This window comes from Streptomyces sp. NPDC050147 (assembly GCF_040660195.1).
Lineage (GTDB): Bacteria > Actinomycetota > Actinomycetes > Streptomycetales > Streptomycetaceae > Streptomyces.
This window is the reverse complement of record NZ_JBFALJ010000022.1, coordinates 40797-66380: the sequence shown is the minus strand read 5'-3', so window position 1 is coordinate 66380 and position 25584 is coordinate 40797. Positions and strand designations below refer to the sequence as shown.

Here is a 25584-nt window from a genome sequence, read left to right as displayed (position 1 = left end):
GACGAACGACGAAGGTGGCCGCCCCCACGGGGGCGGCCACCTTCAGTTGTCCGTGGGCTCAGCCCTTGCTGAGCTCCCAGAAGCGGAACACGGTCGACGCGTCGAGGCAGGACTCCACGCCGTACACGTCGTCGCGGATGACCGCGTACTGCTTGGCCTGCCAGACCGGCAGGATCGGCAGCTCGTCGGCGACGGTGTCCTGGAGCTCGGCGTAGTCCTCGTCGGTCTTCGTGCGTTCCGTCTCGGCGGCGGTGCCGGGGATGATCTTCCCGGTGATGTCGCTGTTCTCGTAGCCGTTGCCCAGGACGTTGCCCTTGCCGAAGAACGGCTGCGTGAAGTTGTCCGGGTCCGGGTAGTCCGGCACCCAGCCCTTGACGTACACGCCGTACTTGCCGGACTTGATGTCCCGCTCGTACTGGCTGAATTCGATCGACTTCACGTCGGCGTCGAAGAGACCGCTCGCGTTGAGCTGCTTGGCGATCGCCCGCAGCTCCTGGTCGGTCGCGGGGCCGTAGCGCGAGGGCGTGGACCAGAGCGTGAGCTTGACCTTGCCGCTCAGGCCCTCAGCGCGCAGGGCTGCGGCGGCCTTGGAGCGCTGCGGGCGGGCGCCGTAGGTGTCGAAGAAGGCGGTGTTGTGACCGCCGATGCCGGCCGGGACGATCGAGTACAGCGGCGTCGCCGTGTCCCGGTAGACGTCCCTGACCAGGGCGTCACGGTCGAGCAGGTAGGCCATGGCCTTGCGGACGCCCAGCTTGCCCGCGACGGGGTCCTTCATGTTGAAGACCAGGTGCTGCACCTCGGCGCTCGTGCCCTCGACGACGTCGATGTTCTGGCTCGCGTCGGAGGTGTCCTGCTCGATGTCCGCGATGTCGGACGCGGCGAGGCCTCGGTACGCGATGTCGATCTTGTCGTCCAGGAGCGCCTTCTTCAGGCCCTTCTGGTCGTCGTGGAAGAACTTGAGCGTGACGCCCTTGTTCTTCACCTTGGCGGTGCCCTTGTAGTCGGGGTTGACCGAGAACACCGCCTGCTCCTTGTCGAAGGAGTCGAGCTTGTACGGTCCCGAACCCGTGGCCTCGCCGCCGTCGCGCAGGGAGTTCATGTCGTACGACGCGTGGTCGACGATGGAACCCGCGCCGGAAGCGATCTTGCTGGGGAAGGTCGCGTCGGCGTACTTGAGCTTGAAGACGACCTTCTTGGCGTTCGGGGTCTCGACGCGGTCAAGCATCGGGAACATGATCGCGGGGCCGTCGTCGTCGTTGATCTTCATCATGCGGTCGAAGGAGTACTTGACGTCCTTCGAGGTCAGCGCGTTGCCGTTGCTGAACTTCAGACCGTCCCGCAGCGTGCAGGTGAAGACCTTGGTCTCCGTGTCGGTGAAGCCGCACTCCTTGGCGGCCTCCGGCTCCGGCTCCGTGGCCCCGTTCGGGAAGCTCATCAGGGACTGGAAGACGTTGTTGAACAGGAGCCACGACCCGGGGTCGTAGCCGGACGCCGGGTCGGTGGCCAGGACGTCGTCCGACATCCCCATCACCACCGAGTCGCCGTCCTCCCCCGCTCCACCCGATTCCGAGCCGCAGCCGGTCAGCAGAGCCGCCGCCAGACCGCCCGAGAGGGGAAGGGCCAGCCACTGGTTACGCAAATTCACGAACGTGCCTTGTCGTTGATGTCAATCGGTGGAACGAAGCCCGGCGGTCTTGTGTGCCGGTGCGCGCGGAGGTCAGCCGCTCACACCGCGGCCGAGCTCCCACAGCTGCAGGTTCGAGGAGGAGTTGAGGGCCCACTCGACGCCTGTGATGTCGTCGCGGGCGGCGATGTACTGCTTGCCCTGCCAGAGGGGAAGCACCGGCACGTCCTCGGCGACGATGTCCTGGATCTTCTTGATGCTCTTGGAGGCGGTGAGGCGGTCCGCCTCGCGGCGCGAGTGCGGGAGCAGCTCGTCGTTGATGGTGCTGTTGACGTACGGCGAGCCGAGGATGTTGTCCTTGTCGAGGAACGGCGTCAGGAAGTTGTCGGCGTCGGGGAAGTCCGGGAACCAGCCCATCCCGTAGACGTCGTACGCGCCCTTCTGCTCGGCGGGGCGGAAGGTGTTCCACTCCGTGCCCTTGATCGACACGTCGAACAGGCCGCTCCCGTTGAGCTGCTTCTGCAGGAGCTGGAACTCCTTCTTGGTGCCCGGGCCGTAGTGGTCCGTCGTGTAGTGCAGGGTGAGCTTCACCGGGGTGCTGATGTCGGCCTTCTGCAGCAGGGTACGGGCCTTGGACGGGCTCGGGTCGCCGTACTGGTTGAAGAACGAGTTGGTGTGGCCCGTGATCGTGGCAGGCACCAGGGAGTAGAGCGGCTCGGCCGCGTCGCCGTAGACGCCGGACGCGAGGGCGCCGCGGTCGACGATCTGCGCCATGGCCTGGCGGACCGCCTTGGACTTGACGGTGGTGGCGTCCGTGTTGAAGCCGAGGTAGCGGATCTCCAGGCCGGGCGTCTCGACCAGCTCGATGTTGTTGCCCGGGTCCGCGTCGAGCTGCTTGATCTGCTCGGGCGACATGGTGCGCGTCATCATGTCGATGTCGCCGCTCTTGAGCGCCTCGCCCATGGCGTCGGTGGACTCGTAGGTCCGCATCTCGATCTTGTCGTTCTTGGGCTTCAACACGCCCTGGTAGTGGGGGTTCTTGGAGAACACCGTCTTGACGAGTTCGTTGCCCTCGACCTCTTGCTTGGCGATGTAGGGCCCCGAACCGTCCAGGTCGAAGCCGTCGCGCAGCTTGTTCTTGGCGTAGTGGTCCGAGCTGATGATGCCCGCGATGGGCGTGGCCAGCTTGTACGGGAACGTCGCGTCGGGGCTCTTGAGGTGGAAGATGACGCCCCGGTCACCCTCGGTCTCGATCGCGTCGACGTTGGACACCATGCCCGCGGAGCCGCTGGGGTCCTTGATCTTGATGTCGCGCACCCGCTCGATGGAGAACTTCACATCGGTGGCGGTCAGCGGCTCTCCGTCGGAGAACTTCAGGCCCTTGCGCAGCGTGCACTCGTAGCGCTCGTTGCCGGTGTCGGTGAAGCCGCACTTCTCGGCGGCGTCCGGCTCCGGGTCTCCGCCGCCGCGCGGAGCGGCCATCAGCGTCTGGACCGTCTGGCGCACGACGTTCCAGGAGCCCGCGTCGTAGGCGTACGCCGGGTCGAAGGGTGCCGGGATCTCGGGTGACGTGGAGAACCGGTCCGTGGTGCCGACGGCTATCGCGTCGTCTCCCCCACCGTCGCCTGCCCCGCCGCACGCCGCGAGCGCGGGAGCGAGCAGACCTATGACGGCCGGCAGCACCAAAGTCTTACGGTTCATGCTCGACGTTCTCCAGAGCTGTTGGTCCCGTCCGGACCGGCAACGAGGGGTGGGGTCAGTCGGTCCGCGGGGGCATGTCGATGTTCTCGCGACGACATTAGTCCGCACCGCCAGGAGGGCCGGAAGGGACCGGAGTTGACCCTCAATCACGCAGCGAAACCGGGCGCGGACGCACCGATAACCCGACACGGGAAGGTTTCGTCAGGTTCCCCTCAATCGGGACACAACGTCACTCCACAACCCGCCCAAATCGGGGGTCCGGCACAGCCGTCACCGGCTGTCGACCCCTCAGGCAGTGGGAAAGGTCACAACTTCAACCGTTCAGCGCTTTCCAGCCATCAGTCCCTGCAGGAAAGGCAGGTCGACATGTTCGAGGGACGGGACGACGATCCGGCCCGAGGCCGGTGCGATGGGCGCGACCGACGGTACGGCCACCACTTGGCACCCCGCCGCCTCCGCCGCCGCGACGCCGGTCGCGGTGTCCTCGATGACGGCACATCTGGCCGGTTCCGCGCCAACCCCGGCCGCCGCGAGGAGGTACGGGTCGGGGTGCGGCTTGGTCCGGGTCACCTCGTCGCCCGCGATGGTCAGCGTGAAGTGGTGGGCGCCGATCGATTCCAGTACGCGGTCGATGATGCGCCGGTGCGACGCGGAGACGAGGGCCATCGGCATCTCGTGCGCGGCGAGTTCGGCGAGCAGTCTCGCGGCGCCCGGCATCAGTGGCAGGGCACGGCCGATGCGGTCCTCGAAGCCGTCGTTGAGCAGCACGGTCAGTTCGGGGACGGTGATGTCGGCACCGGTGGACGCGATGAGGAATCCGGCGCTGCGCGTCATGGGACCGCCGACGACCACGTCACGCCAGGATTCGTCGAGCGTGTGTCCGAGTGCGGCGAAGACCTCGACCTCTGCGTCCCACCAGAACCCCTCGGTGTCCACGAGTGTTCCGTCCATGTCGAGGAGCACCGCCTGCAGGGCGGAGCCTTCGGCCGTTCGGGTACCGAGCGCGGGAACCGTACTGGTCATCCGGTCACACCTCCATGAGGGACGAGAAGGCCGGCTGCCCCCTGGTGACGGGAGGGCAACCGGCCTGCACTGGACCGATAAGTGTACGACTTGTCCGCTCAGCGCGCGTTGAAGTATTTCGCCTCGGGATGGTGGATGACGATCGCGTCCGTGGACTGCTCCGGGTGGAGCTGGAACTCCTCGGAGAGCTGGACGCCGATCCGCTCCGGCTCCAGGAGTTCGGCGATCTTTGCGCGGTCCTCCAGTTCGGGGCAGGCGCCGTAGCCGAGCGAGAAGCGCGCGCCGCGGTACTTCAGGGCGAACATGTCCTCGACGTCAGCGGGGTCCTCGCCACCGAAGCCGAGCTCGGCGCGCACGCGCGCGTGCCAGTACTCGGCGAGCGCCTCGGCCAACTGCACGGACAGGCCGTGCAGTTCGAGGTAGTCGCGGTAGGAGTCGGCGGCGAACAGCTCGGCGGTGGCCTCGCCGATCTTCGAGCCGACGGTGACCACCTGGAGGCCGACGACGTCGGTCTCGCCGGACTCCTCCGGGCGGAAGAAGTCCGCCAGGCACAGGCGCCGGCCGCGGCGCTGGCGCGGGAAGGTGAAGCGGGTGCGCTCGTTGCCCTGGTCGTCCAGGATGATCAGGTCGTCGCCCTTGGAGACGCAGGGGAAGTAGCCGTAGACGACGGCCGCCTCCAGCATGTTCTTGGTGTGCAGCTCGTCCAGCCAGCCGCGCAGGTGGGGCCGCCCCTCGGTCTCGACGAGGTCCTCGTAGGAGGGTCCGTCGCCGGTCCTTGCCTGCTTGAGGCCCCACTGCCCCTTGAACAGGGCGCCCTCGTCGAGCCAGGACGCGTACTCCTTGAGCTGGATGCCCTTGACGACGCGGGTGCCCCAGAACGGCGGGGTGGGGACGGGGTTGTCGACGGCCACGTCCGAGCGGGCGGGGCCCTCGTCCTCGGCCACCTCCAGGACCGGAGTGTCCTTCTTCGCCACCCGGCGCTGCTTCAGCTCGGGCAGCGTGGCGCCGGGGACGCCGCGCTTGACGGCGATGAGGGCGTCCATCAGGCGCAGGCCCTCGAACGCGTCGCGGGCGTAGCGGACCTCGCCCTCGTAGATCTCGTGGAGGTCCTGTTCGACGTAGGCGCGGGTGAGGGCGGCGCCGCCGAGGATGACGGGGAAGTCGGCGGCCATCTTGCGCTGGTTGAGCTCCTCCAGGTTCTCCTTCATGATCACCGTGGATTTCACCAGGAGGCCGGACATGCCGATGACGTCCGCGCGGTGCTCGGCCGCGGCGTCCAGGATCGCGGCCACCGGCTGCTTGATGCCGAGGTTGACCACGTTGTAGCCGTTGTTGGACAAGATGATGTCGACGAGGTTCTTGCCGATGTCGTGCACATCGCCGCGCACGGTGGCCAGGACGATGGTGCCCTTGCCCTCGGAGTCCGACTTCTCCATGTGCGGCTCCAGGTGCGCCACCGCGGTCTTCATCACCTCGGCGGACTGGAGCACGAACGGCAACTGCATCTGGCCGGAGCCGAACAGCTCACCGACGACCTTCATGCCCTCCAGGAGGGTGTCGTTGACGATGTCCAGGGCCGGGCGGGTCTGCAGGGCCTCGTCCAGGTCGGTCTCCAGGCCGTTCTTCTCGCCGTCGATGATGCGCCGCTGCAGGCGCTCGTCCAGCGGCAGCGCCATGAGCTCCTCGGCCTTGCCCGCCTTCATCGACTTCATGTTGACGCCCTCGAACAGCTCCATGAGCTTCTGCAAGGGGTCGTAGCCCTCTTCGCGGCGGTCGTAGATCAGGTCGTGGGCGACCTTGACCTGCTCCTCCTCCAGGCGCGCGATGGGCAGGATCTTGGAGGCGTGCACGATCGCCGAGTCCAGTCCCGCCTTGACGCACTCGTCCAGGAAGACGGAGTTCAGCACGACACGGGCGGCCGGGTTCAGACCGAAGGAGATGTTGGACAGGCCCAGCGTGGTCTGCACGTCCGGATGGCGGCGCTTGAGCTCGCGGATCGCCTCGATGGTGGCGATACCGTCCTTGCGGGACTCCTCCTGACCCGTGCAGATGGTGAAGGTCAGGCAGTCGATGAGGATGTCCGCCTCATGGATGCCCCAGGTGCCGGTCAGGTCGTCGATCAGGCGCTCGGCGATGGCGACCTTGTGCTCGACGGTGCGGGCCTGGCCCTCCTCATCGATGGTCAGCGCGATCAGCGCCGCCCCGTGTTCCTTGGCCAGCGCGGTCACCTTCGCGAACCGCGACTCGGGGCCGTCCCCGTCCTCGTAGTTCACGGAGTTGATGACCGCACGGCCACCCAGCTTCTCCAACCCGGCCTGGAGGACCGGCAGTTCGGTCGAGTCAAGGACGATGGGCAGCGTGGAGGCGGTGGCGAAGCGGCCCGCCAGCTCCGCCATGTCCGCAACGCCGTCGCGGCCGACGTAGTCGACGCACAGGTCGAGCATGTGGGCGCCCTCGCGGATCTGGTCGCGGGCCATCTCCACACAGTCGTCCCAGCGGCCCTCCAGCATCGCCTCACGGAACTTCTTCGACCCGTTGGCGTTCGTGCGCTCACCGATCGCCATGTACGCGGTGTCCTGCCGGAAGGGCACGGTCTGGTAGAGCGAGGCGGCGCCCGGCTCGGGGCGCGGCTCACGGCGCACGGTCTCCATTCCGCGCACCCGCTCCACGACCTGACGCAGATGCTCGGGGGTCGTGCCGCAGCAGCCGCCGACCAGGGAGAGGCCGTATTCGCGTACGAAGGTCTCCTGGGCGTCGGCCAGCTCGGGCGCCGTCAGCGGGTAGTGGGCGCCGTTCTTGCCGAGCACCGGCAGGCCCGCGTTGGGCATGCAGGAGATCGGGACGCGCGAGTGGCGGGCGAGATAGCGCAGGTGCTCGCTCATCTCCGCCGGGCCCGTCGCGCAGTTCAGGCCGATCATGTCGATGCCCAGCGGCTCCAGCGCGGTCAGCGCCGCCCCGATCTCCGAACCAAGGAGCATCGTGCCGGTGGTCTCGACGGTGACCGAGCAGATCACCGGCAGGTTCGCGCCGGTGGCGTCCAGGGCGCGACGGGCGCCGAGGATCGCCGCCTTGGTCTGCAGCAGGTCCTGCGTGGTCTCCACCAGGAGCGCGTCGGCGCCGCCCGCGATCATGCCCTCGGCGTTGGTCTGATAGGCGTCGCGCAGCACCGTGTACGGGGCGTGGCCCAGGGTCGGCAGCTTGGTGCCCGGACCCATCGAGCCGAGGACCCAGCGCTGCTGACCGGTCTTCTCGGTGTACTCGTCGGCGACCTCGCGGGCGATACGGGCCCCGGCCTCCGACAGCTCGAAGTTCCGCTCGGGGATGTCGTACTCGCTCAGGGCCGCGAAGTTCGTGCCGAAGGTGTTCGTCTCCACGCAGTCGACGCCGACCGCGAAGTACTCCTCATGGACCGAGCGGACGATGTCCGGGCGGGTCACGTTCAAGATCTCGTTGCAGCCCTCGAGCTGCTGGAAGTCGTCGAGGGTGGGGTCCTGCGCCTGAAGCATCGTGCCCATCGCGCCGTCGGCCACCACCACGCGGGTGGCGAGGGCTTCACGGAGGGCGTCGGCCCGGCTTCCGTTCGAGGAACCGGACGAGGGGGTCGGCAACGAGGCCATGAAAGAGCTCCCTGAGGTGCGACGGCTGTCGGCTTTGCGCTTCGGAGGAAGGCGCACTCGGTCAGGGTAACGGGACGAAGGTCCACGGCGCGCGAGTGTTCACGAGGCGGACGCCCGGCGGGTCCGGCCTGTCCCGGGTGCGTGGCACGACGCACGGCGGGGAACGACGAAAATCCTGCGGGTGGCTCCGGGAACCGGCGAGAAATGGCGAGAACCCGCGAGAGCCGGCGGCAACCGCGAGAACGGCGAGAAACCAGCCTGCCGCTCTGTCGCGGGAGGTCGACAACGACCGATAGTGTTCAGCATTGTCGAACGTGGAGTCAGAGGGGACGGAGGAAGAGGCTGCGATGGCACGGAACATCCAGTCGCTCGAGCGGGCGGCCGCGATGCTGCGGCTCCTCGCGGGCGGCGAGCGACGGCTCGGCCTCTCGGAGATCGCGTCCGCCCTTGGCCTGGCCAAGGGCACGGCCCACGGCATTCTGCGCACCCTGCAGGCGGAGGGTTTCGTCGAGCAGGAGTCGGCGTCGGGCCGCTATCAGCTCGGCGCCGAGCTCCTGCGCCTGGGCAACAGCTATCTGGACGTCCACGAGCTGCGGGCCCGCGCCCTGGTGTGGACCGACGACCTGGCCCGGTCCAGCGGCGAGAGCGTCTATCTCGGCGTCCTGCACCAGCAGGGCGTCCTGATCGTGCACCACGTCTTCCGGCCCGACGACAGCCGCCAGGTCCTGGAGGTCGGCGCGATGCAGCCGCTGCACTCCACGGCCCTCGGCAAGGTGCTCGCCGCCTATGACCCGGTGGCGCACAGCGAGGCGGCCGAGGCGGAAGCCGACTGGCAGACCTTCACCCCGCGCACCGTCGTGGACGCCGAGGCCTTCGAGGGCGTCCTCGACCTGACCCGCGCGCGCGGGTACGCCGCCGACGTCGAGGAGACGTGGGAGGGCATCGCCTCCGTGGCCGCCCCCATTCACGACCGGCGCCGCATGCCGGTCGGAGCGGTCGGCATCACCGGCGCGGTGGAACGGGTCCGCAAGGACGGGGAGCTGCGCCCCGACCTGATCGCGGCCGTACGGGACTGCGCCCGCGCCGTGTCGCGCGATCTGGGCGCCGGGCGCTTCTGACCCACGTCCGCCCGCGCCCGGCTCTGCCCCCTGCCCGACATGCAGGGGGCACTCTTCTGCGCGAACATCATCGGACAGCGTTTCAGCCTGCGGCGACCCTGCCACCACCGATAACCCGGAACGATCAATAACGATCGTGTTTTCAATAACAGAGCTCTTGACGGGCAAGTAACCCCGGGGTGAGACTCGCGTCCATCGGTCGGCATTGTCGAACACCTACCGGCATTACGCGCTAGAGTGTGACAAGGCCAAGGGCCGGCAACGACCTCACCTGAGGTCGCGGACCACCGGAGGGACCCGGGGTTCGCCTTCCCCTGGACGAAGGACAAAGGAGTCGCGGGTGTCCAGCTCCGACATCTTCATCGGCGAGACCATCGGTACCGCCATACTCATCTTGCTCGGCGGTGGCGTCTGCGCCGCCGTCACGCTCAAGGCCTCCAAGGCCAAGGACGCCGGCTGGCTCGCGATCACCTTCGGGTGGGGCTTCGCGGTGCTCACCGGCGCCTACCTGGCGGGTGGCGTGTCAGGCGCCCACCTCAACCCGGCGGTCACCGTCGGTCTCGCCATCGAGGGCGGCACCAAGTGGAGCAATGTTCCGCTCTACCTCGGCTCGCAGCTGCTCGGCGCGATCATCGGCGCGATCCTGGTCTGGCTCACGTACATGGGTCAGTTCAAGGCGCACCTCACCGACCCGGCGATCATCGCCGCCCAGCCGGTGGACGAGGGCCTCGTCGACCAGAAGGCCGCGCCCAAGGCCGGTCCGGTGCTCGGCATCTTCTCCACCGGCCCCGAGATCCGGAACTACGCACAGAACGTGCTGACCGAGGTCATCGCGACCGTCGTACTGGTCCTCGCGATCCTCACCCAGGGCCTGAACGACAACGGCAACGGCATCGGCGTCCTCGGTGCGCTGATCACCGCGCTCGTCGTGGTGGGCATCGGTCTCTCGCTCGGCGGCCCGACCGGATACGCGATCAACCCGGTCCGTGACCTGGGTCCGCGCATCGTGCACTCCCTGCTCCCGCTGCCCAACAAGGGCGGCTCGGACTGGACGTACGCATGGGTGCCGATCGTCGGCCCGCTGATCGGCGGCGCCATCGCGGGCGGTATCTACAACATCGCGTTCAAGTAGGAGCGCGACAGCTACCGATGATCGCCTGAGACAGACCGCCGAGCAAGAATTCAGGAGCACACCGTGACCACCGACGCACACACCGCCGGCCCCTTCATCGCGGCCATCGACCAGGGCACCACCTCCAGCCGCTGCATCGTCTTCGACAAGGACGGCCGGATCGTCTCGGTCGACCAGAAGGAGCACGAGCAGATCTTCCCCAAGCCGGGCTGGGTCGAGCACGACGCGACCGAGATCTGGACCAACGTCCAGGAAGTCGTCGCGAGCGCCATCTCCAAGGCGGGCATCACCCACGAGGACATCAAGGCGATCGGCATCACCAACCAGCGTGAGACCACGCTGCTCTGGGACAAGAACACCGGCGAGCCGGTGCACAACGCCATCGTCTGGCAGGACACCCGCACCGACTCCCTGTGCAAGGAGCTCGGCCGCAACGTCGGCCAGGACCGTTTCCGCCGTGAGACGGGCCTGCCGCTGGCCAGCTACTTCGCCGGGCCGAAGGCCCGCTGGCTGCTCGACAACGTCGAGGGCCTGCGCGAGCGCGCCCAGGCGGGCGACATCCTCTTCGGCACCATGGACTCCTGGGTCATCTGGAACCTGACGGGTGGTGTCAACGGCGGCAGGCACGTCACCGACGTCACCAACGCGTCGCGCACCATGCTGATGAACCTGCACACCATGAAGTGGGACGAGAAGATCGCCGAGTCCATCGGTGTCCCGCTGGCGATGCTCCCCGAGATCCGCTCCTCCGCCGAGGTCTACGGCGAGGTCACCGGCGGCAAGCTCGGCGACATCCTGGGCGGCGTCCCCGTCGCCTCCGCGCTCGGCGACCAGCAGGCGGCCCTCTTCGGGCAGACCTGTTTCGCCAAGGGCGAGGCCAAGTCCACGTACGGCACCGGCACCTTCATGCTGATGAACACCGGTGAGTCGGCCATCAACTCCTACTCGGGCCTGCTGACCACCGTCGGCTACCAGATCGGCGACCAGAAGCCGGTCTACGCGCTCGAGGGCTCCATCGCCGTCACCGGTTCGCTGGTGCAGTGGATGCGGGACCAGATGGGCCTGATCAACTCCGCCGCCGAGATCGAGACGCTCGCGTCGTCGGTCGAGGACAACGGCGGCGCCTACTTCGTACCGGCCTTCTCCGGCCTCTTCGCCCCGTACTGGCGCTCCGACGCCCGCGGTGTGATCGCCGGTCTGACCCGGTACGTCACCAAGGCGCACATCGCGCGCGCCGTCCTGGAGGCCACGGCCTGGCAGACCCGTGAGATCACCGACGCCATGACGAAGGACTCCGGCGTCGAGCTCGCGGCCCTCAAGGTCGACGGCGGCATGACCTCCAACAACCTGCTGATGCAGACGCTCTCGAACTTCCTCGACGCACCGGTGGTGCGCCCGATGGTGGCCGAGACGACCTGCCTCGGTGCCGCCTACGCCGCCGGTCTGGCCGTCGGCTTCTGGTCCGGCACCGACGAACTGCGCGCCAACTGGCGCAGGGCGGCGGAGTGGACCCCCCGCATGGACGCGGACACCCGCGCCCGTGAGTACAAGAGCTGGCTCAAGGCCGTAGAGCGTTCCATGGGCTGGCTCGACGAAAGTGGCGAGGAGTAAAGAAAATGACCACCCTGCAGAGCGTCCCTGCCCTCGGGACGCATCCGGCTGCCGGTTCACGTGCTTCTTTTGGAGTGGCGAGCCGCGCCGAGACCCGGGAGCAGCTTTCCAAGGCGACGTACGACCTCCTGGTGATCGGCGGCGGAATCCTGGGCATCTCCACTGCCTGGCATGCCGCGCAGTCGGGACTGCGGGTGGCGTTGGTGGACGCCGGTGACTTCGCCGGCGCCACCTCCTCCGCCTCCTCCAAGCTCCTCCACGGCGGTCTGCGCTACCTGCAGACCGGCGCGGTGAAGCTGGTCGCGGAGAACCACTTCGAGCGTCGCGCGGTGTCCCGTCAGGTGGCCCCCCACCTGGCGAACCCGCTCACCTTCTACCTGCCCGTCTACAAGGGCGGCCCGCACGGCGCCGCCAAGCTGGGCGCGGGCGTCTTCGCGTACAGCGCGCTGTCCGCGTTCGGCGACGGCGTCGGCCACCTGCTCTCGCCCTCCAAGGCGGCGCAGGACGTGCCGGAGCTGCGCACGGACAACCTGAAGGCCGTCGCCGTCTACGGCGACGACCAGATGAACGACTCCCGCATGGCCCTGATGACGGTCCGCGCGGCCGTCGAGGCGGGTGCCGCCGTCCTCAACCACGCCGAGGTCACCGGCCTGCGGTTCACCAAGGGCCGGGTCACGGGCGCGGAGCTCAAGGACCGCATGAGCGGCGACGAGTTCGGCGTCAACGCGCGGCTCGTGCTCAACGCCACGGGTCCGTGGGTCGACCACCTGCGCAAGATGGAGAACCCCGACGCGGCCCCCTCCATCCGCCTCTCCAAGGGCGCGCACCTGGTCCTCAAGCGCACCGCCCCCTGGAAGGCCGCGCTGGCCACGCCGATCGACAAGTACCGCATCACGTTCGCCCTGCCGTGGGAGGACATGCTGCTGCTCGGCACGACCGACGAGGAGTTCGAGGGCGACCCGGCCGACGTGAGCGTCACCGAGTCCGACACCGCGCAGATCCTGGACGAGGCCGCGTTCTCCATCCGCGACCAGCAGCTGTCCCGCGACCTGATCACGTACTCCTTCGCGGGTCTGCGCGTCCTGCCCGGCGGACCCGGCGACACCTCCAAGGCCAAGCGCGAGACGGTCGTCACCGAGGGCGCGGGCGGCATGCTCTCCGTCGCGGGCGGCAAGTGGACGACCTTCCGCCACATCGGCCGTACGGTGATGAAGAAGCTGGAGTCGCTTCCCGGCCACCCGCTGGGCGACGACTACGAGCCGATCTCGCAGCTCCAGAAGCGACTTCCGCTGCCCGGCATCGCCAACCCGCGCGCGGTCGCGCACCGCCTGCTCGTGGACGGGCCCGCGCCCGGCCCGCGCATGGCCGCCGACACCGCCAAGCACCTGGCGACGCACTACGGCTCGCTCTCCTTCGACATCGCCCGTCTGGCGAACGAGAACCCGGAGCTCGCCGAGCGCGTCTCGCCGGACGCCCCGGAGATCTGGGCACAGGTCGTCTACGCCCGCGACCACGAGTGGGCCGAGACGGTGGACGACGTCCTGCGCCGCCGTACGACGCTGACGATCCGCGGCCTCGCCACGGACGACGTACGCGCCAAGGTCCAGGACGTGCTCGACGGCAAGTAGCCGCATCGGTGCGAGATTCGAGAGTCGTCGCAGGGCGGTTTCCCACGGGAAGCCGCCCTGCGGCACGTCCGGGCCCGTCCACGCTGTGGGACGGCGCGTAACGACGGCTGACCTCTGCTGACCTGCGAGTTACGATCCCCGTACCCACCCCGACCCCTTCTGGAGCGAGCCATGACTCTCCTGACGACCTGGCCGGAGACCGGCCCCGAGACCGTCATACGCCGCACCGCGGACCCGGTGGAGATCGCCGCCGCGCTCGCCCCCGTCGGTGTGCGCTACGAGCAGTGGCCGGTGCGCGAGGACGTGCCCGCCGACGCGGACAGCGACACCGTCTTCGCCGCGTACCGCGCGGAGATCGACCTGCTGAACGCCGAGGAGGGCTTCCAGACGGTCGACGTGGTCGCGCTGCACCCCAGCGACGACCCCGAGTGGCCCGAGAAGGCGAAGGCGGCCCGGCAGAAGTTCCTCGCCGAGCACACGCACGACGACGATGACGAGGTGCGGTTCTTCGTCGCGGGCTCCGGGATCTTCTATCTGCACGTGGGCGGCGAAGTGCACGCGGTCTACTGCGAGAAGGGCGATCTGCTCGGGGTGCCGCGCGGCACGACGCACTGGTTCGACATGGGTACGTCCCCCTCGTTCACGGCGATCCGCTTCTTCCACGAGGAGGACGGCTGGATCGGCACGTTCACCGGCAGCCCGATCGCGGACCGCTTCCCGGACTTCGACGCGATCCACGCGGGGTACACGGCGTGACCGTTCGGTTCGACGAGGGTTCCGTGGACGCCGTGGTGCTCGACATCGAGGGCACCACGAGCGCCACGGGCTTCGTGGTGGATGTGCTGTATCCCTACGCGCGCGAACGCTTCGGGGCGCTGCTCGCCTCGCGGGGCGACGAGCCGGAGGTGGCGCGGGCCGTCGCGCAGGTGCGTGAACTGGCCGGTGAACCGGACGCGGACACCGGGCGTGTGGAGAAGATCCTGGGTGAGTGGGTCGACGCCGACCGCAAGGCGACTCCCCTCAAGACGCTCCAGGGCATCCTCTGGGCGGAGGGCTTCGCGCGGGGCGAGCTGATCTCGCACTTCTACCCCGAGGTGATCGACGTGCTGCGGGGCTGGGCCGCGGACGGGGTGCGGTTGTACGTGTACTCGTCCGGGTCGGTCGCGGCGCAGCGTGCGTGGTTCACGTACACGCCCGAGGGGTCCTTGCTGGACCTCGTCAGCGGTTTCTACGACACCGAGAACGCGGGGCCCAAGCAGGAGCCCGGTTCCTACCGCGCGATTTCAGCCGCTGTCGGGGTGGACCCGGGCCGCACGCTCTTCCTCTCCGACCGGCTCGGGGAGCTCGACGCGGCGCGGGACGCCGGGTGGCGAGTCGTGGGCGTACGGCGGGCCGGGGAGCCTTACTTCGCCGCCGGGGTCGGCGGGCATCCGGAGGCCGCGGCCTTCGATGAGATCAGCCTCGTCAGGAACCAGGAGCATGCGATGAGTGAGACCACTGCTTCGTTGGATCTGGAGGAGGCGGGCGCCGTCCTCGCCGCCGAGGCCGCGCGCTTCGCGTCGTTCGGATGGATGCGGGGTACGTCCGGGAACTTGTCTGTGGTCCTTTCGCGTACGCCGCTTCAGCTCGCGGTGACGGCGAGCGGGCGGGACAAGGGTGAACTGACGTCCGCGGACGTGGTGTTGACGGACGCGTCCGGTGCCGCGCTCGGCGCCGGGCGCCCCTCCGCGGAGGCGGCGCTGCACGCGCGGGTGGCTGCGCTCACCGGGGCCGGGGCCGTGGTGCACGTCCACACCGTGGCGTCGGTCGCCATGGGGCACCGGAAGCCCGGGGGTGTGGCGTTCCGGGACCTGGAGATGCTGAAGGGGCTCGGCCACGGGACGCACGAGGTCGCTGTGACGCTGCCGGTGATCGAGAACAGCCAGGACATGGAGGTCCTTGGGGATCGTCTTGAGGCGGCGCTCCAGCCCGGCATGCCGGCGGTGGTCGTCGCCGGGCACGGGCTGTACGTGTGGGGGGCGGACCCTCGGGAGGCGCGGCATCGTACTGAGGTGGTGGAGTGGTTGCTGGAGCTTGAGCTGACGCGGGGTTGAGTTCTCCCCAACCCCGCCCCTTCCCGAAAACCCGCTCCGGCGCGGGGGCCTTTCGGGAGCCTTGGTTACCGTCATCACCGGCTCCGCCGAGTTCGTCCTCAATCGCCGGACGGGCTGAAAGATTCCCCCGGCTCGGGGGAAGTCTTTCAGCCGTCCGCCGGCAACTCCCCCGCCGCCACCTCCAGCACGCCCCGCTCCGTCACCAGCGCCGAGACCAGTGAGGCTGGGGTCACGTCGAAGGCGGGGTTGTGGCCGCGGGATTCCGCGGGAGCCGTTCGCACCCCCGCCCACTCCAACACCTCCTCCTCACCCCGCAGTTCGATGTGGATGTCGGAACCCGTGGCCGTGGCGAGGTCCACCGTCGTCGTGGGCGCCGCCACCATGAACGGGATGCCCGCGTACGCGCACGCGAGTGCGATCCCCACCGTTCCGACCTTGTTGGCCGTGTCGCCGTTCGCGGCGATCCGGTCCGCGCCGACGATCGCCGCGTCCACCTCACCCCGCAGGATCGTGCCCGCCGCCGCCCCGTCCGCCTGGACGAAGTGCGGGATCTTCTCCTGCACCAGCTCCCACGCGGTGAGCCGCGCGCCCTGGAGCAGGGGGCGGGTCTCATCGGCGTACACGGTCTCCAGGCGGCCACGGCCGTGCAGTTCGCGGATGACGCCGAGCGCCGTGCCCCAGCCGGCCGTGGCGAGCGCGCCCGTGTTGCAGTGGGTGAGGATCCGCAGCGGGCGGTCCACGGCCACCCGCTTCAGGAGCCAGTCGGCGCCGAACGCGCCCATCGCGTGGTTCGCCTCCAGGTCCTCGCGCACGATCGCGTCCGCCTCCGCGAGCACCGCGGGCAGACCGGAGTCGATGAGCGGCGCGACCCGGTCCACGCACACCATCAGGTTCACGGCGGTGGGCCGCGCCGCACGTACCCGCGCGACCTCCGCGTCGAGGCGTGCCCGGTCCCAGCCCTCGCGCTCACCCTGCGCCATGGCGAGCGCGACGCCGTACCCACCGGCCGCGCCGATCGCGGGGGCGCCGCGGACCACCAGCCGCACGATCGCGTCGATCAGCTCGTCGACGGTCGTGCAGTCGAGGCGCTTCAGAGCGTGCGGGAGCGCCGTCTGGTCGATGAGGGAGAGGGACGGCGTACCGCCCTCCGCCGCGACCGCCGTCCACGTGACAGCGCGCAGGTCCTGGCTGCTCATGTGCTCAACTCCGGGAAAATAGGGGCGTTTCCAGCCATGCGGGGAGGGGTGCCGTCACCGTACCTGACGTGCTCGAACCATATTTCGAGACGTTTGTGCGGCTGTCCGAAATCCGGTGTTACCCTCACCGCCACCCAGGACGGACCGGCCCACGGTGCGAGGAGGACAGCCATGAAAGCCCAGCAAGCCGCTGGCCCCATGCGCTGCCCCGCCGTGACCGACGGCAGGCGAATGTGCCGCTGTCGCCGCGGTTGCCGCCGCTGTCGCGGTTGTCGCTGAGCGACACCGCTTCGCACGTCCGACCCTCCCCGCCACCGCCTGGGCTCCCAGGCTCCTTCGAGAAGGCGCTCCCGTATGTCCATGTACCCGCGTATGTCTCTTCGCACATCCCGTCGTACGTCCCTCCGGCTCTCCTCCCTCGCCGTGGGCGCCGCCCTCCTCGCCACCGGCTGCAACGCCGCGGCCAAGAAGGACGACGCGCAGGACGGAGCGGGAGCCAAGGCGTTCACGCTCGTCACGCCCGACCCGGTGGCGCAGAACGAGTTCCTCAAGCTGGCCGTCAGCGGGGTGAAGTCGGCGGCGAAGGCGCAGGGGGCGGGGGCTCCGAAGGTCTTCCAGAGCAGCGACACCTCCTCGCAGCAGCAGAACGTGCAGTCGGCCGTGGACTCCGCGCCCGATGTCATCGCGCTCGTCGGCTTCGAGTTCGCCGACATCGCCGCCCAGCAGGCCGAGGCGCACCCGAAGCAGCAGTTCCTGCTCGTCGACGCGTGCACGAAGAAGACGTACGAGAACGTCACCTGTGCCGTCTTCCGCGAGCACGAGGCGGTGTATCTCGCGGGCGCCGAGGCCGGGCTGCTCACCAAGAGCAAGAAGGTGGGCGCCGTCGACGTCCTCGACACCCCGCAGTTCCGCCGCTACAGCGAGCCGTTCGCGGCCGGGGCGAAGAAGGCCCAGCCCAAGGCCAAGTCCCGCACGCTCTTCGTCGGCGGACAGTCGCCGTTCAATGACGCGGCCCGCGCCAAGGACCAGGCGGCGACGCTCGGTTCCGGCGGGGTCGACCAGGTGATGGCTGCCGCCGCCGGCGGCAACACCGGCGTCTTCCAGGCCGCGAAGGCCAAGGGCTTCGAGGCGTACGGCGTCGACGCGAACCAGTGCCTCGGCAACCCGGGGGTCGTCGTCGACAACGTACTGAAGAAGACCGATGTCGCCGTCGAGAAGGGCATCGCGCAGATCCTCAAGGGCAAGGGCGGCACCACGGTGTCGTACGGCCTCAAGGAAGGCGGCATGTCGCTGACCGGCCTCGAACCCGGCGTCGCGGACTCCAAGTGCCTGATCGCCGACCACAAGGACGTGCTGAAGCGCGTCGAGTCGCTGCGGGACGAGATCGTCGCGGGGAAGCTGAAGGTCGATGACCCCGCGGCCTGAGTCCACCGTCGTCTCCACCGCCGCCTCCCCCGCTGTCGAACTCCGCGGCATCACCAAGGAGTTTCCCGGCACCCTCGCCAACGACCGCGTGGATCTGACCGTCGCGCGCGGTGAGATCCACGCCCTGATGGGCGAGAACGGCGCGGGCAAGTCGACGCTGATGTCCGTCCTTTACGGGCTGCGGCAGCCGGACGCCGGGCAGATCCTGCTCGACGGGCGCGAGGTGACGTTCGCCAGCCCGAGCGAGGCGATCGCGGCGGGCCTCGGCATGGTGCACCAGAGTTTCAAGCTCTTCCCGTCCTTCACGGTCGCCGAGAACGTCGTGTACGCCGCCGAGCCGCGCCGTTTCGGTCTGACGGACCGGGCCGAGGCGCTGCGGCGCGTGGGTGCGCTCGCCGAGGAGCACGGGCTCGCGGTCGACCCGGCGGCGAAGGTCGGGGACCTGCCGGTGGGCGTGCGCCAGCGGGTGGAGATCCTCAAGCTCCTCTACCGCGGCGCTCGTACGCTGATCCTCGACGAGCCGACGGCGGTCCTGACCCCGGCCGAGGCCGACGGCCTGTTCGGTGTGCTGCGGTCCCTCGCGGAGGACGGGCGCACGGTCCTCCTCGTCACCCACAAGCTGCGTGAGGTGATGGAGGGCAGCGACGCGGTGACGGTCCTGCGGGACGGCCGGGTCGTGGCCCGGATGCGGACCACGGAGACCACCGCGGACGGGATCGCCGCGGCGATGACCGGGCGCGCGGTGGAGTTGGACCGGGTGCATCCGACGGGTACGCCGGGTGGTGAGGTCCTTCTCGTCGATTCCCTGTCGACGGACGCGGTGCGCGAGGTCTCGCTCAGCGTCCGCGCGGGCGAGATCGTGGGCGTCGCGGGGGTGGCGGGCAACGGTCAGAGCGAACTCGTGGAGGCCATCGCCGGGTTGCGTCCGATCGCCTCCGGGCGCGTCACGCTCTCCGGTCAGGACATCACGGACGCGTCGGCCGCCGGGCGGCGCGCGGCGGGTCTCGCCTACGTCCCCGAGGACCGCGCGGCGGTCGGCACCGCGCCGGACGCGACGATCGCGGAGAACCTGGCGATGGGGCACCACCGGGGGCACGGCCTCCTGCGCCCGTCGTGGCTCCGCGAGCACGCGCGGGTCCTGATCGACCGCTTCGGCATCAAGGCGGCCTCGTCCCGGCACACGGCCGGATCACTGTCGGGCGGGAACCTCCAGAAGCTGGTGATCGGGCGCGAACTGGCCCACGAGTCACCCCTGTTGATCGTCGAGCAGCCCACCCGAGGCGTCGACATCGGCGCCATCCAGACGATCCACGACCAGCTGATCGCCCACCGCGACGCGGGCCACGCGATCCTCCTGGTCTCCGCCGAACTGAGCGAGATCCGCGGCCTTTCGGACCGTGTCCTGGTGATGTACGAGGGCCGTGTGGCCGCGGAGTACACCCGCGCGGACGCGGACGAGCGCACGCTCGGCCTCGCCATGGCGGGCGGGTCCCTCCCGGAGGCCGCGCCTGCCAAAGCCGCGCAGGCAGCCGGCCCGCCGGGCGACGCCGCAGCGGACCCGGGACTTCCCGCGCCCGGCACCGGGGCTGCGACTGCGACTGCGGTCACCGATCAGACCGACGGCGCCTCCCCGGCCGCCGCTCCCCCGTCCGGCGCCGTGGACCCGCCTCCCCGCGAGAGCGACGACCGCCCCGCCCCCGTGAAGGAGGCCCCCTGACATGGCGGCCGAGACACAGACCCCCGGCTCCGGGGTATCGCTCGGGGCGCGCGTCCTGCGCGCGCCCGCACTGCACTCCGTCATCGCCGCCGTCCTGGTCGGCGCGCTCTTCCTCGTCGGGACCGGGGCCGACCCCCTCGAGGCGTACGGCTCCGTGGTCAGCGGCGCGCTGGGGCCCGACGGCATCGGGTCCACGCTGACCACGGGCACCAGCATCATCGGGCTCGCCGTCGCGCTCGCGATCCCCATGCGGGCGGGGCTGCTCAACCTCGGCGGGGACGGGCAGTTGGTGCTCGGCGGGATCGCCGCCGCCGCCACCGGGCTCTACTCTCCGCTGCCCGCGCCCCTCACCGTCGTCGCCGCGCTGCTCGCGGGGATGGCGGCCGGCGCGGGCTATGCCGCGCTCGCCGCCGTCTGCCAGAACCGGTTCGGAGTGCCGCTGCTCGTCAGCAGCCTGCTCCTGGGCTACCCGGCGATGTCCTTCGCCTCCTACCTCGCGCGTTTTCCGCTGAAGGAGGACGGGTCGAGCCTTCCGCAGACGCGGCGGCTGCCCGACGGGGTCGAGCTGCCCGCCTTCGGGTCGTCGACCGTCACCGTGGGCCTGCTCCTGGTGGCCGTCGCGGCCGCCGTCTTCGTGTTCGCCGACGCCCGCACCGCCACCGGCTACGAGATCCGCATGACGGGGCTCAATCCACGCTTCGCCGCATACGCGGGGGTCGACAGGCCGCGGCTCACGCTACGGCTCATGGCGCTCTCCGGCGCCGTCGCGGGTCTTGTCGGCGCCATCGGCGTCCTCAGCTTCCCCTACCGCTTCATCGACGGATCGCTGACCGCGGCCGGGCACACCTGGACCGGACTCACGGCAGCGCTCCTGGCCGCCGCGGCACCGATCGGCACGGCACTCGCCGCCCTGTTCTTCGCGGCGCTCGAAGTGGGCGGGCTCGCCATGGAGCGCACCACCGAGGTGCCGCGTGAGCTGACGCAGGTCTTGCAGGCCGTCGTCATCGTCTTCCTCGCGGCCCGGCTCAACCTGACGTGGCGGCGGGCCAGGAAGAAGCCCACCGCCGAGATCGAAGTGAAGGAAGTGAGCGTGCGATGAGCATCGACTCCGCGCTGTTCCACTCGGCGCTGCTCGCCCTCACCCCGATCCTCCTCGCCGCGCTCGGCGGTGCGATCTGCGAGCGCGCGGGCGTCTTCAACATCGGCCTCGAAGGCATGATGCTGGTCGGCTGCTTCAGCGGCGTCGCAGGCAGCTGGTTCACCTCAAGCGCCTGGCTCGGCGTGGTGTTCGCCGCCCTCGCGTCGGCGGCGTACTCGATGATCCTGGCCGTCGGGACCATCTCGCTGCGCGGGGACGCCGTCGTCCTCGGCGTCGCGCTCAACCTCCTCGCCGTCGGCCTGACCGGGTTCCTGCTGCGTACGGTCTTCGGCGTGCAGGGCACCTTCTCCGACCCGGGGCTTGCGGGCCTGGACGGCATCGACATCCCGTTCGTCGGCGCGGCCCTCTCCGGACACTCCGCGCTCGTGTACCTCTCCTGGGCGGCTGTCGCCGTGGCCGCGGTGTTCCTGGCCCGCCATCCGTGGGGCCTTCGCCTGCGCGGCGTCGGCGAGGCGCCCGACGCGGCGGCGACGCTGGGGGTCAGCCCCGCGAAGTACCAGTACGCCGCCGTCCTGACGTCCGGTGTCCTGTGCGGTCTCGCGGGAGCCCAACTCGCTCTCGGCAACGTCACGTTGTTCTCGGAGAACATGACGGCCGGGCGTGGTTGGATCGCCGTGGTGGCCGTGATGCTGGGCCGCGCCCTGCCGCTCGGCGTCCTGCTCGCCGGGCTGCTCTTCGGCATCGCGGAGGCCGTCGGCTTCCGTCTCCAAGGGCTCGGCATGCCGCAGCAGGCGACCGACGCCGCCCCGTACGTGGTGACCCTGGCCGCCCTTTTCCTGTCCACGGCGCGCAGGCGCCGCCGCAAGTCGCCCCTGGTAGGAGCACCCTCATGACGACCGAAGCCGATACGTCCCCCGACGCCCGTACGCCCGGCGACGCGCTGCCCATCACCCGCGTCCCCCGCACCGGCCTGCCGAGCCAGGCGGTCGTGGTCGGCGACCCGGCGCGCGCCACCGCCGTCGCCGATCTCCTCCAGGACGCGAAGGAGGTGTCGTACCACCGCGAGTACCGCACGTTCACCGGCACCTGGCAGGGCACCCCCGTCGTCGTCGCCTCGCACGGCGTCGGCGCCCCCGGCGCGATCCTCCTCTTCCAGGAGCTCGCGGAGGCGGGCGTAAGCACCATCCTGAGGCTCGGCACGGCGGGCGCGATCCGCCCCGGCATCCGCGACGGCGACCTGGTCATCGCGGACGCGGCGGTACGCGACGACGGCGTGACCCAGCAGCTGATCCCCGCCGAGTACCCGGCGTTCGCGGCCCCGGAGGCGGTCATCGCCCTGCAGCGGGCGGCCCGCGCGGCCGACGCCCCCTACCACCGCGGCGTGGTGTGGACGCGGGCCGCGTTCCAGCCGGGCTTCCTGCCGCTGCCGGGCGAGGCGTACACGGCCGCCGGGATCGCGGCCATCGAGATGGAGCTGTCGGCGCTGTACGTCTTCGCCTCCACGCACGGCCTGGTCGCGGGCGGCGCGCTCGTGATCGACGGTGCCAACGCCGACGAACTCGTCGACGAGGAAGCGCCCTTCTCGACAGGCGGCTACAACCCGCACCGCGACGTGGTGGCCGAGGGAGTCGACCGGGGCGCACGGATAGCCTTGGACGCGCTCCGTCTCCTTGCCAGCACGGAGCACTGAACGAGCCGTAAGCGAACCACCTCACGGAGAACGGAACCGATGCACCCCACTGACCTGCCGGCCCAGGACCGGGGCGGCTCCATAGATCTCCTGGTGCACGGCGGCGACGTCCTCACCGTCGACGCGTCCGGCACCGTCGTGAGGGACGGCGCCGTCGCCGTGCGCGACGGCCGCATCGTCGAGGTCGGCCCGGCCGAGCGGCTGCGCGCCTCCTACGAGGCCACCGAAGAGGTGGACGCCCGTGGCTGCCTCGTCATGCCGGGTCTGATCAACACGCACACCCACCTCGCGATGACCCTGTTCCGCGGCATCGCCGACGACGTCACGCTCCAGGGCTTCCTGGCCCGGGTGATCCCGGCGGAGGCCGGGGGCCTGTCGCCGCGGACGGTGACGGCGGGCATTCAGGGCGCGATCGCGGAGTCCGTGCGCGGCGGGGTCACCACCGCGCTCGACATGTACTGGTTCCACGAGGCAGCCGAGGCCGTGGCCCGCGACGCCGGGTGGCGCCTGCTGACAGGGCCCACGTTCATGGACGTGCCGGGCCCGCCGGACGGCCGCCCCTACGCCGACCGGCTCGGCTGGGCCGCGGCGGACCTGGCCGCCCGCACCCCGGCGCCGGGCACCCGCCCGGTGGTCTTCGCGCACTCCGCGTACACCCTGGGGCCCGAGCAGCTGACGGCGATCAGCGCGCTGGCCCGCGAGCACGGCGCCCTGCTGCACATCCACGCCGCCGAGAACGCGGGCGAGGTGGAGATGGTCACCGGGCAGCACGGCATGCGCCCCGTGGAGCTGCTCGACTCCCTCGGCGTGCTCGGCCCGGACACGCTGCTGGCGCACGCCGTCGACCTCACGGACGCGGAGATCGGGATCATCGCCCGCACCGGGACGTCCGTCGCGCACTGCCCGGTGTCGAACCTGAAGCTCGGCTGCGGCATCGCGCGCGTTCCCGACCTGCTCGACGCGGGCGTCACGGTGGGCCTCGGCACGGACGGCGCGGTGAGTTCCAATACCCTGGACCTCCTCGGCGCGGTGAAGGTCGCCGCGCTCGTGCACAAGGCGGGCGGCGACCCGACGGCGGTCGGCGCCGAGCAGGCCGTGCGGATGGCGACCGTCGAGTCGGCGCGGGCACTGGGCCTCGGCGACCAGCTGGGCTCGCTGGAACCCGGGAAGCGCGCGGACCTGATCGTCCTCGACCTCGCCCGGCCGCACCTCACCCCGCGGCACGACCCGTGGTCGATGCTGGCTTACGCCGCCGCGTCCAGTGACGTGCGGGACACGGTGGTCGACGGCCGGGTCCTGATGCGGGACCGTACGCTGGTGACGTTGGACGAGCAGCGCGTGCTGCGCGCCCTGCAGGACGCGGCGGACTCCGCGGCGCCCGGCCCCACCAGCCCCGGCCCCACCAGCACGACGAGCACCTCCGAAGTGGCGAACACCGTATGACCGTCGAACCCACCCGCGGCTTCACCGGCCGCGCCCGCGCCGCCGACCGCGACCCGCGCCTTCCCCCCGGGCAGTACGACGCGGCCGACGGCTGGCCCGTCCTGTCCGCCGAGGTGACGCCCGAGCTCGCGCCCGCGGACTGGACGTTCCGCGTGGACGGCCTCGTCACCACCCCGCACACCTGGACGTGGGACGAGGCGCACGCGCTGCCCGCGTCCGAGTACCGCGGCGACATCCACTGCGTGACCAGCTGGTCCAAGTTCGGGGTGCGCTTCGGCGGGGTGAGCCTCGACGCGTTCCTGGCCGCCGCAGGGCCGCGCCCGCAGGCCACGCACGTCGTCGCGTACGCGCACACGGGGTACACCACCAACCTCCCCCTGGCCGACGTGACGGGCGGCAAGGCGTGGATCGTCTGGGAGTACGGGGACGGCCCGCTGCCTCCCGAGCACGGCGGCCCGGCGCGTCTGATCATCCCCCACCTCTACTTCTGGAAGAGCGCGAAGTGGGTCGCGGGGCTGCGGCTCCTCGACCACGACGAGCCGGGCTTCTGGGAGCGACACGGCTATCACCACCGGGGAGACCCGTGGCGGGAGGAGCGTTACTCCGGTGACTGAGACTTTCGTGCCGCTGACCCGGTTCGCCGTGCCGGGGCGGATCGCGGTGAGCAATCGTGCGGCGGCGCTCTGGCAGCGGGCCGTGGTGGTGGACGTCCACCGGGACAACGCCGCCGGGACCGTCTCGACCTTCCGTCTGAAGGTGCCGGACTGGCCGGGGCACCTGCCGGGCCAGCATCTGATGCTGCGGCTGACGGCGCCCGACGGGTATGTCGCCCAGCGCCACTACTCGATCGCCTCCGCGCCGGAGGATGCCGCCGAGAGCGGTGAGATCGAGCTGACCCTGGACCACGTTCCGGGCGGCGAGGTGTCCGGGCATCTGCACACGGTCGCCCGCGTCGGCGACGTGGTGGAGGTGCGGGGGCCGCTTTCGGGGTTCTTCGCGTGGCCCGGTGACCGTCCCGCGCTGCTCCTGGGGGCGGGGTCGGGTGTGGTCCCGCTGATGTCGATGCTGCGGCACTGGCGGAGGGCCGGGCGTCCGATGCCGCTGCGGCTTCTGGTGTCGGCGCGGACGTCCAGGGATCTCATTTACGCGGACGAGTACGGCGATGAGACCACGGTCGTCCTGACACGGACCGAGGGCCGGCTGAACGCGGAGCACTTGGCGCCGTTCCTCGGCGCCGCTCAGCCCGAGGGGGGCTGGGAGGCGTACATCTGCGGCTCGAACGGTTTCGCGGAGCACGCGTCGCGGCTGCTGGTGGCCGGGGGCCAGCCGGTCGACCGGATCCGCATCGAGCGGTTCGGCTGACCCCGGGGGCGTCGCGCGCCGTCGGTCACCGGCTTCGCCGCGTTCGTCCTCGAACTCCGCCAAGCTCTTGAAGAGCAGGGGGACCCCCATGACGGGCTGAACGCC

At 70.3% G+C, this 25584-nt stretch carries 19 protein-coding genes; 14 read left to right on the top strand and 5 right to left on the bottom strand.

Annotated elements, in window-relative coordinates:
* Window positions 1-58 precede the first annotated feature (58 nt).
* From AB0I94_RS29155 to metH, 4 genes are all read right to left on the bottom strand, one after another.
* A complete protein-coding gene (locus AB0I94_RS29155) occupies window positions 59-1645 on the bottom strand; it encodes an ABC transporter substrate-binding protein (protein ID WP_363312677.1) in 1587 nt (528 codons plus the stop codon).
* 72 nt (window positions 1646-1717) lie between these two features.
* Complete coding sequence (locus AB0I94_RS29150) at window positions 1718-3325, bottom strand: ABC transporter substrate-binding protein (protein ID WP_363312676.1); 1608 nt, start codon at window positions 3323-3325, stop codon at window positions 1718-1720.
* 321 nt (window positions 3326-3646) lie between these two features.
* Complete coding sequence (locus tag AB0I94_RS29145; protein ID WP_363312675.1) at window positions 3647-4348, bottom strand: HAD family phosphatase; 702 nt, start codon at window positions 4346-4348, stop codon at window positions 3647-3649.
* A 98-nt stretch (window positions 4349-4446) separates the two neighbouring features.
* Entirely contained in the window at window positions 4447-7965 is a 3519-nt protein-coding gene (metH, locus tag AB0I94_RS29140) for a methionine synthase (RefSeq protein WP_363312674.1), read from the bottom strand.
* 347 nt (window positions 7966-8312) lie between these two features.
* Here metH and AB0I94_RS29135 point away from each other — a divergent pair, with 347 nt between their 5' ends.
* From AB0I94_RS29135 to mtnC, 6 genes are all read left to right on the top strand, one after another.
* A complete protein-coding gene (locus tag AB0I94_RS29135; protein ID WP_363312673.1) occupies window positions 8313-9083 on the top strand; it encodes an IclR family transcriptional regulator in 771 nt (256 codons plus the stop codon).
* A gap of 340 nt (window positions 9084-9423) precedes the next feature.
* Window positions 9424-10215, top strand: a complete 792-nt coding sequence (locus AB0I94_RS29130; RefSeq protein ID WP_363312672.1) for an MIP/aquaporin family protein — start codon at window positions 9424-9426, stop codon at window positions 10213-10215.
* 63 nt (window positions 10216-10278) lie between these two features.
* On the top strand, window positions 10279-11826 hold the full coding sequence (glpK, locus tag AB0I94_RS29125; RefSeq protein WP_363312671.1) for a glycerol kinase GlpK: 1548 nt from the start codon (window positions 10279-10281) through the stop codon (window positions 11824-11826).
* Between the two features lie 5 nt (window positions 11827-11831).
* On the top strand, window positions 11832-13454 hold the full coding sequence (locus tag AB0I94_RS29120; protein WP_363312670.1) for a glycerol-3-phosphate dehydrogenase/oxidase: 1623 nt from the start codon (window positions 11832-11834) through the stop codon (window positions 13452-13454).
* A gap of 171 nt (window positions 13455-13625) precedes the next feature.
* Entirely contained in the window at window positions 13626-14210 is a 585-nt protein-coding gene (locus AB0I94_RS29115) for a cupin (protein ID WP_363312669.1), read from the top strand.
* Window positions 14207-15547 carry an acireductone synthase gene (mtnC, locus tag AB0I94_RS29110; RefSeq protein ID WP_363312668.1) on the top strand — a complete coding sequence of 447 codons (1341 nt, stop codon included), beginning with the start codon at window positions 14207-14209 and terminating at the stop codon, window positions 15545-15547. Before AB0I94_RS29115 ends, mtnC begins: the two co-directional genes overlap by 4 nt.
* Window positions 15548-15693: 146 nt before the next feature.
* On the opposite strand, the gene mtnA is transcribed toward mtnC, so the two are convergent.
* Window positions 15694-16743 (bottom strand): S-methyl-5-thioribose-1-phosphate isomerase, encoded by a 1050-nt coding sequence (gene mtnA / locus AB0I94_RS29105; protein ID WP_363312667.1) that lies wholly within the window; start codon window positions 16741-16743, stop codon window positions 15694-15696.
* 372 nt (window positions 16744-17115) lie between these two features.
* On the opposite strand from mtnA, the gene AB0I94_RS29100 reads away from it, so the two are divergent.
* From AB0I94_RS29100 to AB0I94_RS29065, 8 genes are read left to right on the top strand one after another with little or no spacing between them, the layout of a single operon-like run.
* A complete protein-coding gene (locus AB0I94_RS29100; RefSeq protein ID WP_363312666.1) occupies window positions 17116-18168 on the top strand; it encodes a BMP family ABC transporter substrate-binding protein in 1053 nt (350 codons plus the stop codon).
* Window positions 18152-19885, top strand: coding sequence for an ABC transporter ATP-binding protein (locus AB0I94_RS29095; RefSeq protein ID WP_363312665.1), 1734 nt, complete (start codon window positions 18152-18154; stop codon window positions 19883-19885). Before AB0I94_RS29100 ends, AB0I94_RS29095 begins: the two co-directional genes overlap by 17 nt.
* A gap of 1 nt (window position 19886) precedes the next feature.
* Complete coding sequence (locus tag AB0I94_RS29090) at window positions 19887-20984, top strand: ABC transporter permease (RefSeq protein ID WP_363312664.1); 1098 nt, start codon at window positions 19887-19889, stop codon at window positions 20982-20984.
* Complete coding sequence (locus AB0I94_RS29085; RefSeq protein ID WP_363312663.1) at window positions 20981-21877, top strand: ABC transporter permease; 897 nt, start codon at window positions 20981-20983, stop codon at window positions 21875-21877. Before AB0I94_RS29090 ends, AB0I94_RS29085 begins: the two co-directional genes overlap by 4 nt.
* Window positions 21874-22674, top strand: a complete 801-nt coding sequence (locus tag AB0I94_RS29080) for a nucleoside phosphorylase (protein WP_363312662.1) — start codon at window positions 21874-21876, stop codon at window positions 22672-22674. The genes AB0I94_RS29085 and AB0I94_RS29080 overlap by 4 nt, the downstream gene beginning before the upstream one ends.
* Before the next feature lie 39 nt (window positions 22675-22713).
* Entirely contained in the window at window positions 22714-24117 is a 1404-nt protein-coding gene (locus AB0I94_RS29075) for an amidohydrolase (protein ID WP_363312661.1), read from the top strand.
* Window positions 24114-24731, top strand: a complete 618-nt coding sequence (locus AB0I94_RS29070; RefSeq protein WP_363312660.1) for a sulfite oxidase-like oxidoreductase — start codon at window positions 24114-24116, stop codon at window positions 24729-24731. The genes AB0I94_RS29075 and AB0I94_RS29070 overlap by 4 nt, the downstream gene beginning before the upstream one ends.
* Entirely contained in the window at window positions 24724-25479 is a 756-nt protein-coding gene (locus tag AB0I94_RS29065) for a ferredoxin reductase (RefSeq protein ID WP_363312659.1), read from the top strand. Before AB0I94_RS29070 ends, AB0I94_RS29065 begins: the two co-directional genes overlap by 8 nt.
* Window positions 25480-25584 lie beyond the last annotated feature (105 nt).

Excerpts from the sequence above, each read along its gene's own strand:
- AB0I94_RS29150 (WP_363312676.1), bottom strand. The coding sequence starts at position 3,325 with ATGAACCGTAAGACTTTGGTGCTGCCGGCCGTCATAGGTCTGCTCGCT.
- AB0I94_RS29145 (WP_363312675.1), bottom strand. The coding sequence starts at position 4,348 with ATGACCAGTACGGTTCCCGCGCTCGGTACCCGAACGGCCGAAGGCTCC.
- metH (WP_363312674.1), bottom strand. The coding sequence starts at position 7,965 with ATGGCCTCGTTGCCGACCCCCTCGTCCGGTTCCTCGAACGGAAGCCGG.
- AB0I94_RS29135 (WP_363312673.1), top strand. The coding sequence starts at position 8,313 with ATGGCACGGAACATCCAGTCGCTCGAGCGGGCGGCCGCGATGCTGCGG.
- AB0I94_RS29120 (WP_363312670.1), top strand. The coding sequence starts at position 11,832 with ATGACCACCCTGCAGAGCGTCCCTGCCCTCGGGACGCATCCGGCTGCC.
- AB0I94_RS29115 (WP_363312669.1), top strand. The coding sequence starts at position 13,626 with ATGACTCTCCTGACGACCTGGCCGGAGACCGGCCCCGAGACCGTCATA.
- mtnA (WP_363312667.1), bottom strand. The coding sequence starts at position 16,743 with ATGAGCAGCCAGGACCTGCGCGCTGTCACGTGGACGGCGGTCGCGGCG.
- AB0I94_RS29100 (WP_363312666.1), top strand. The coding sequence starts at position 17,116 with ATGTCTCTTCGCACATCCCGTCGTACGTCCCTCCGGCTCTCCTCCCTC.
- AB0I94_RS29095 (WP_363312665.1), top strand. The coding sequence starts at position 18,152 with ATGACCCCGCGGCCTGAGTCCACCGTCGTCTCCACCGCCGCCTCCCCC.
- AB0I94_RS29090 (WP_363312664.1), top strand. The coding sequence starts at position 19,887 with ATGGCGGCCGAGACACAGACCCCCGGCTCCGGGGTATCGCTCGGGGCG.
- AB0I94_RS29085 (WP_363312663.1), top strand. The coding sequence starts at position 20,981 with ATGAGCATCGACTCCGCGCTGTTCCACTCGGCGCTGCTCGCCCTCACC.
- AB0I94_RS29080 (WP_363312662.1), top strand. The coding sequence starts at position 21,874 with ATGACGACCGAAGCCGATACGTCCCCCGACGCCCGTACGCCCGGCGAC.
- AB0I94_RS29075 (WP_363312661.1), top strand. The coding sequence starts at position 22,714 with ATGCACCCCACTGACCTGCCGGCCCAGGACCGGGGCGGCTCCATAGAT.
- AB0I94_RS29070 (WP_363312660.1), top strand. The coding sequence starts at position 24,114 with ATGACCGTCGAACCCACCCGCGGCTTCACCGGCCGCGCCCGCGCCGCC.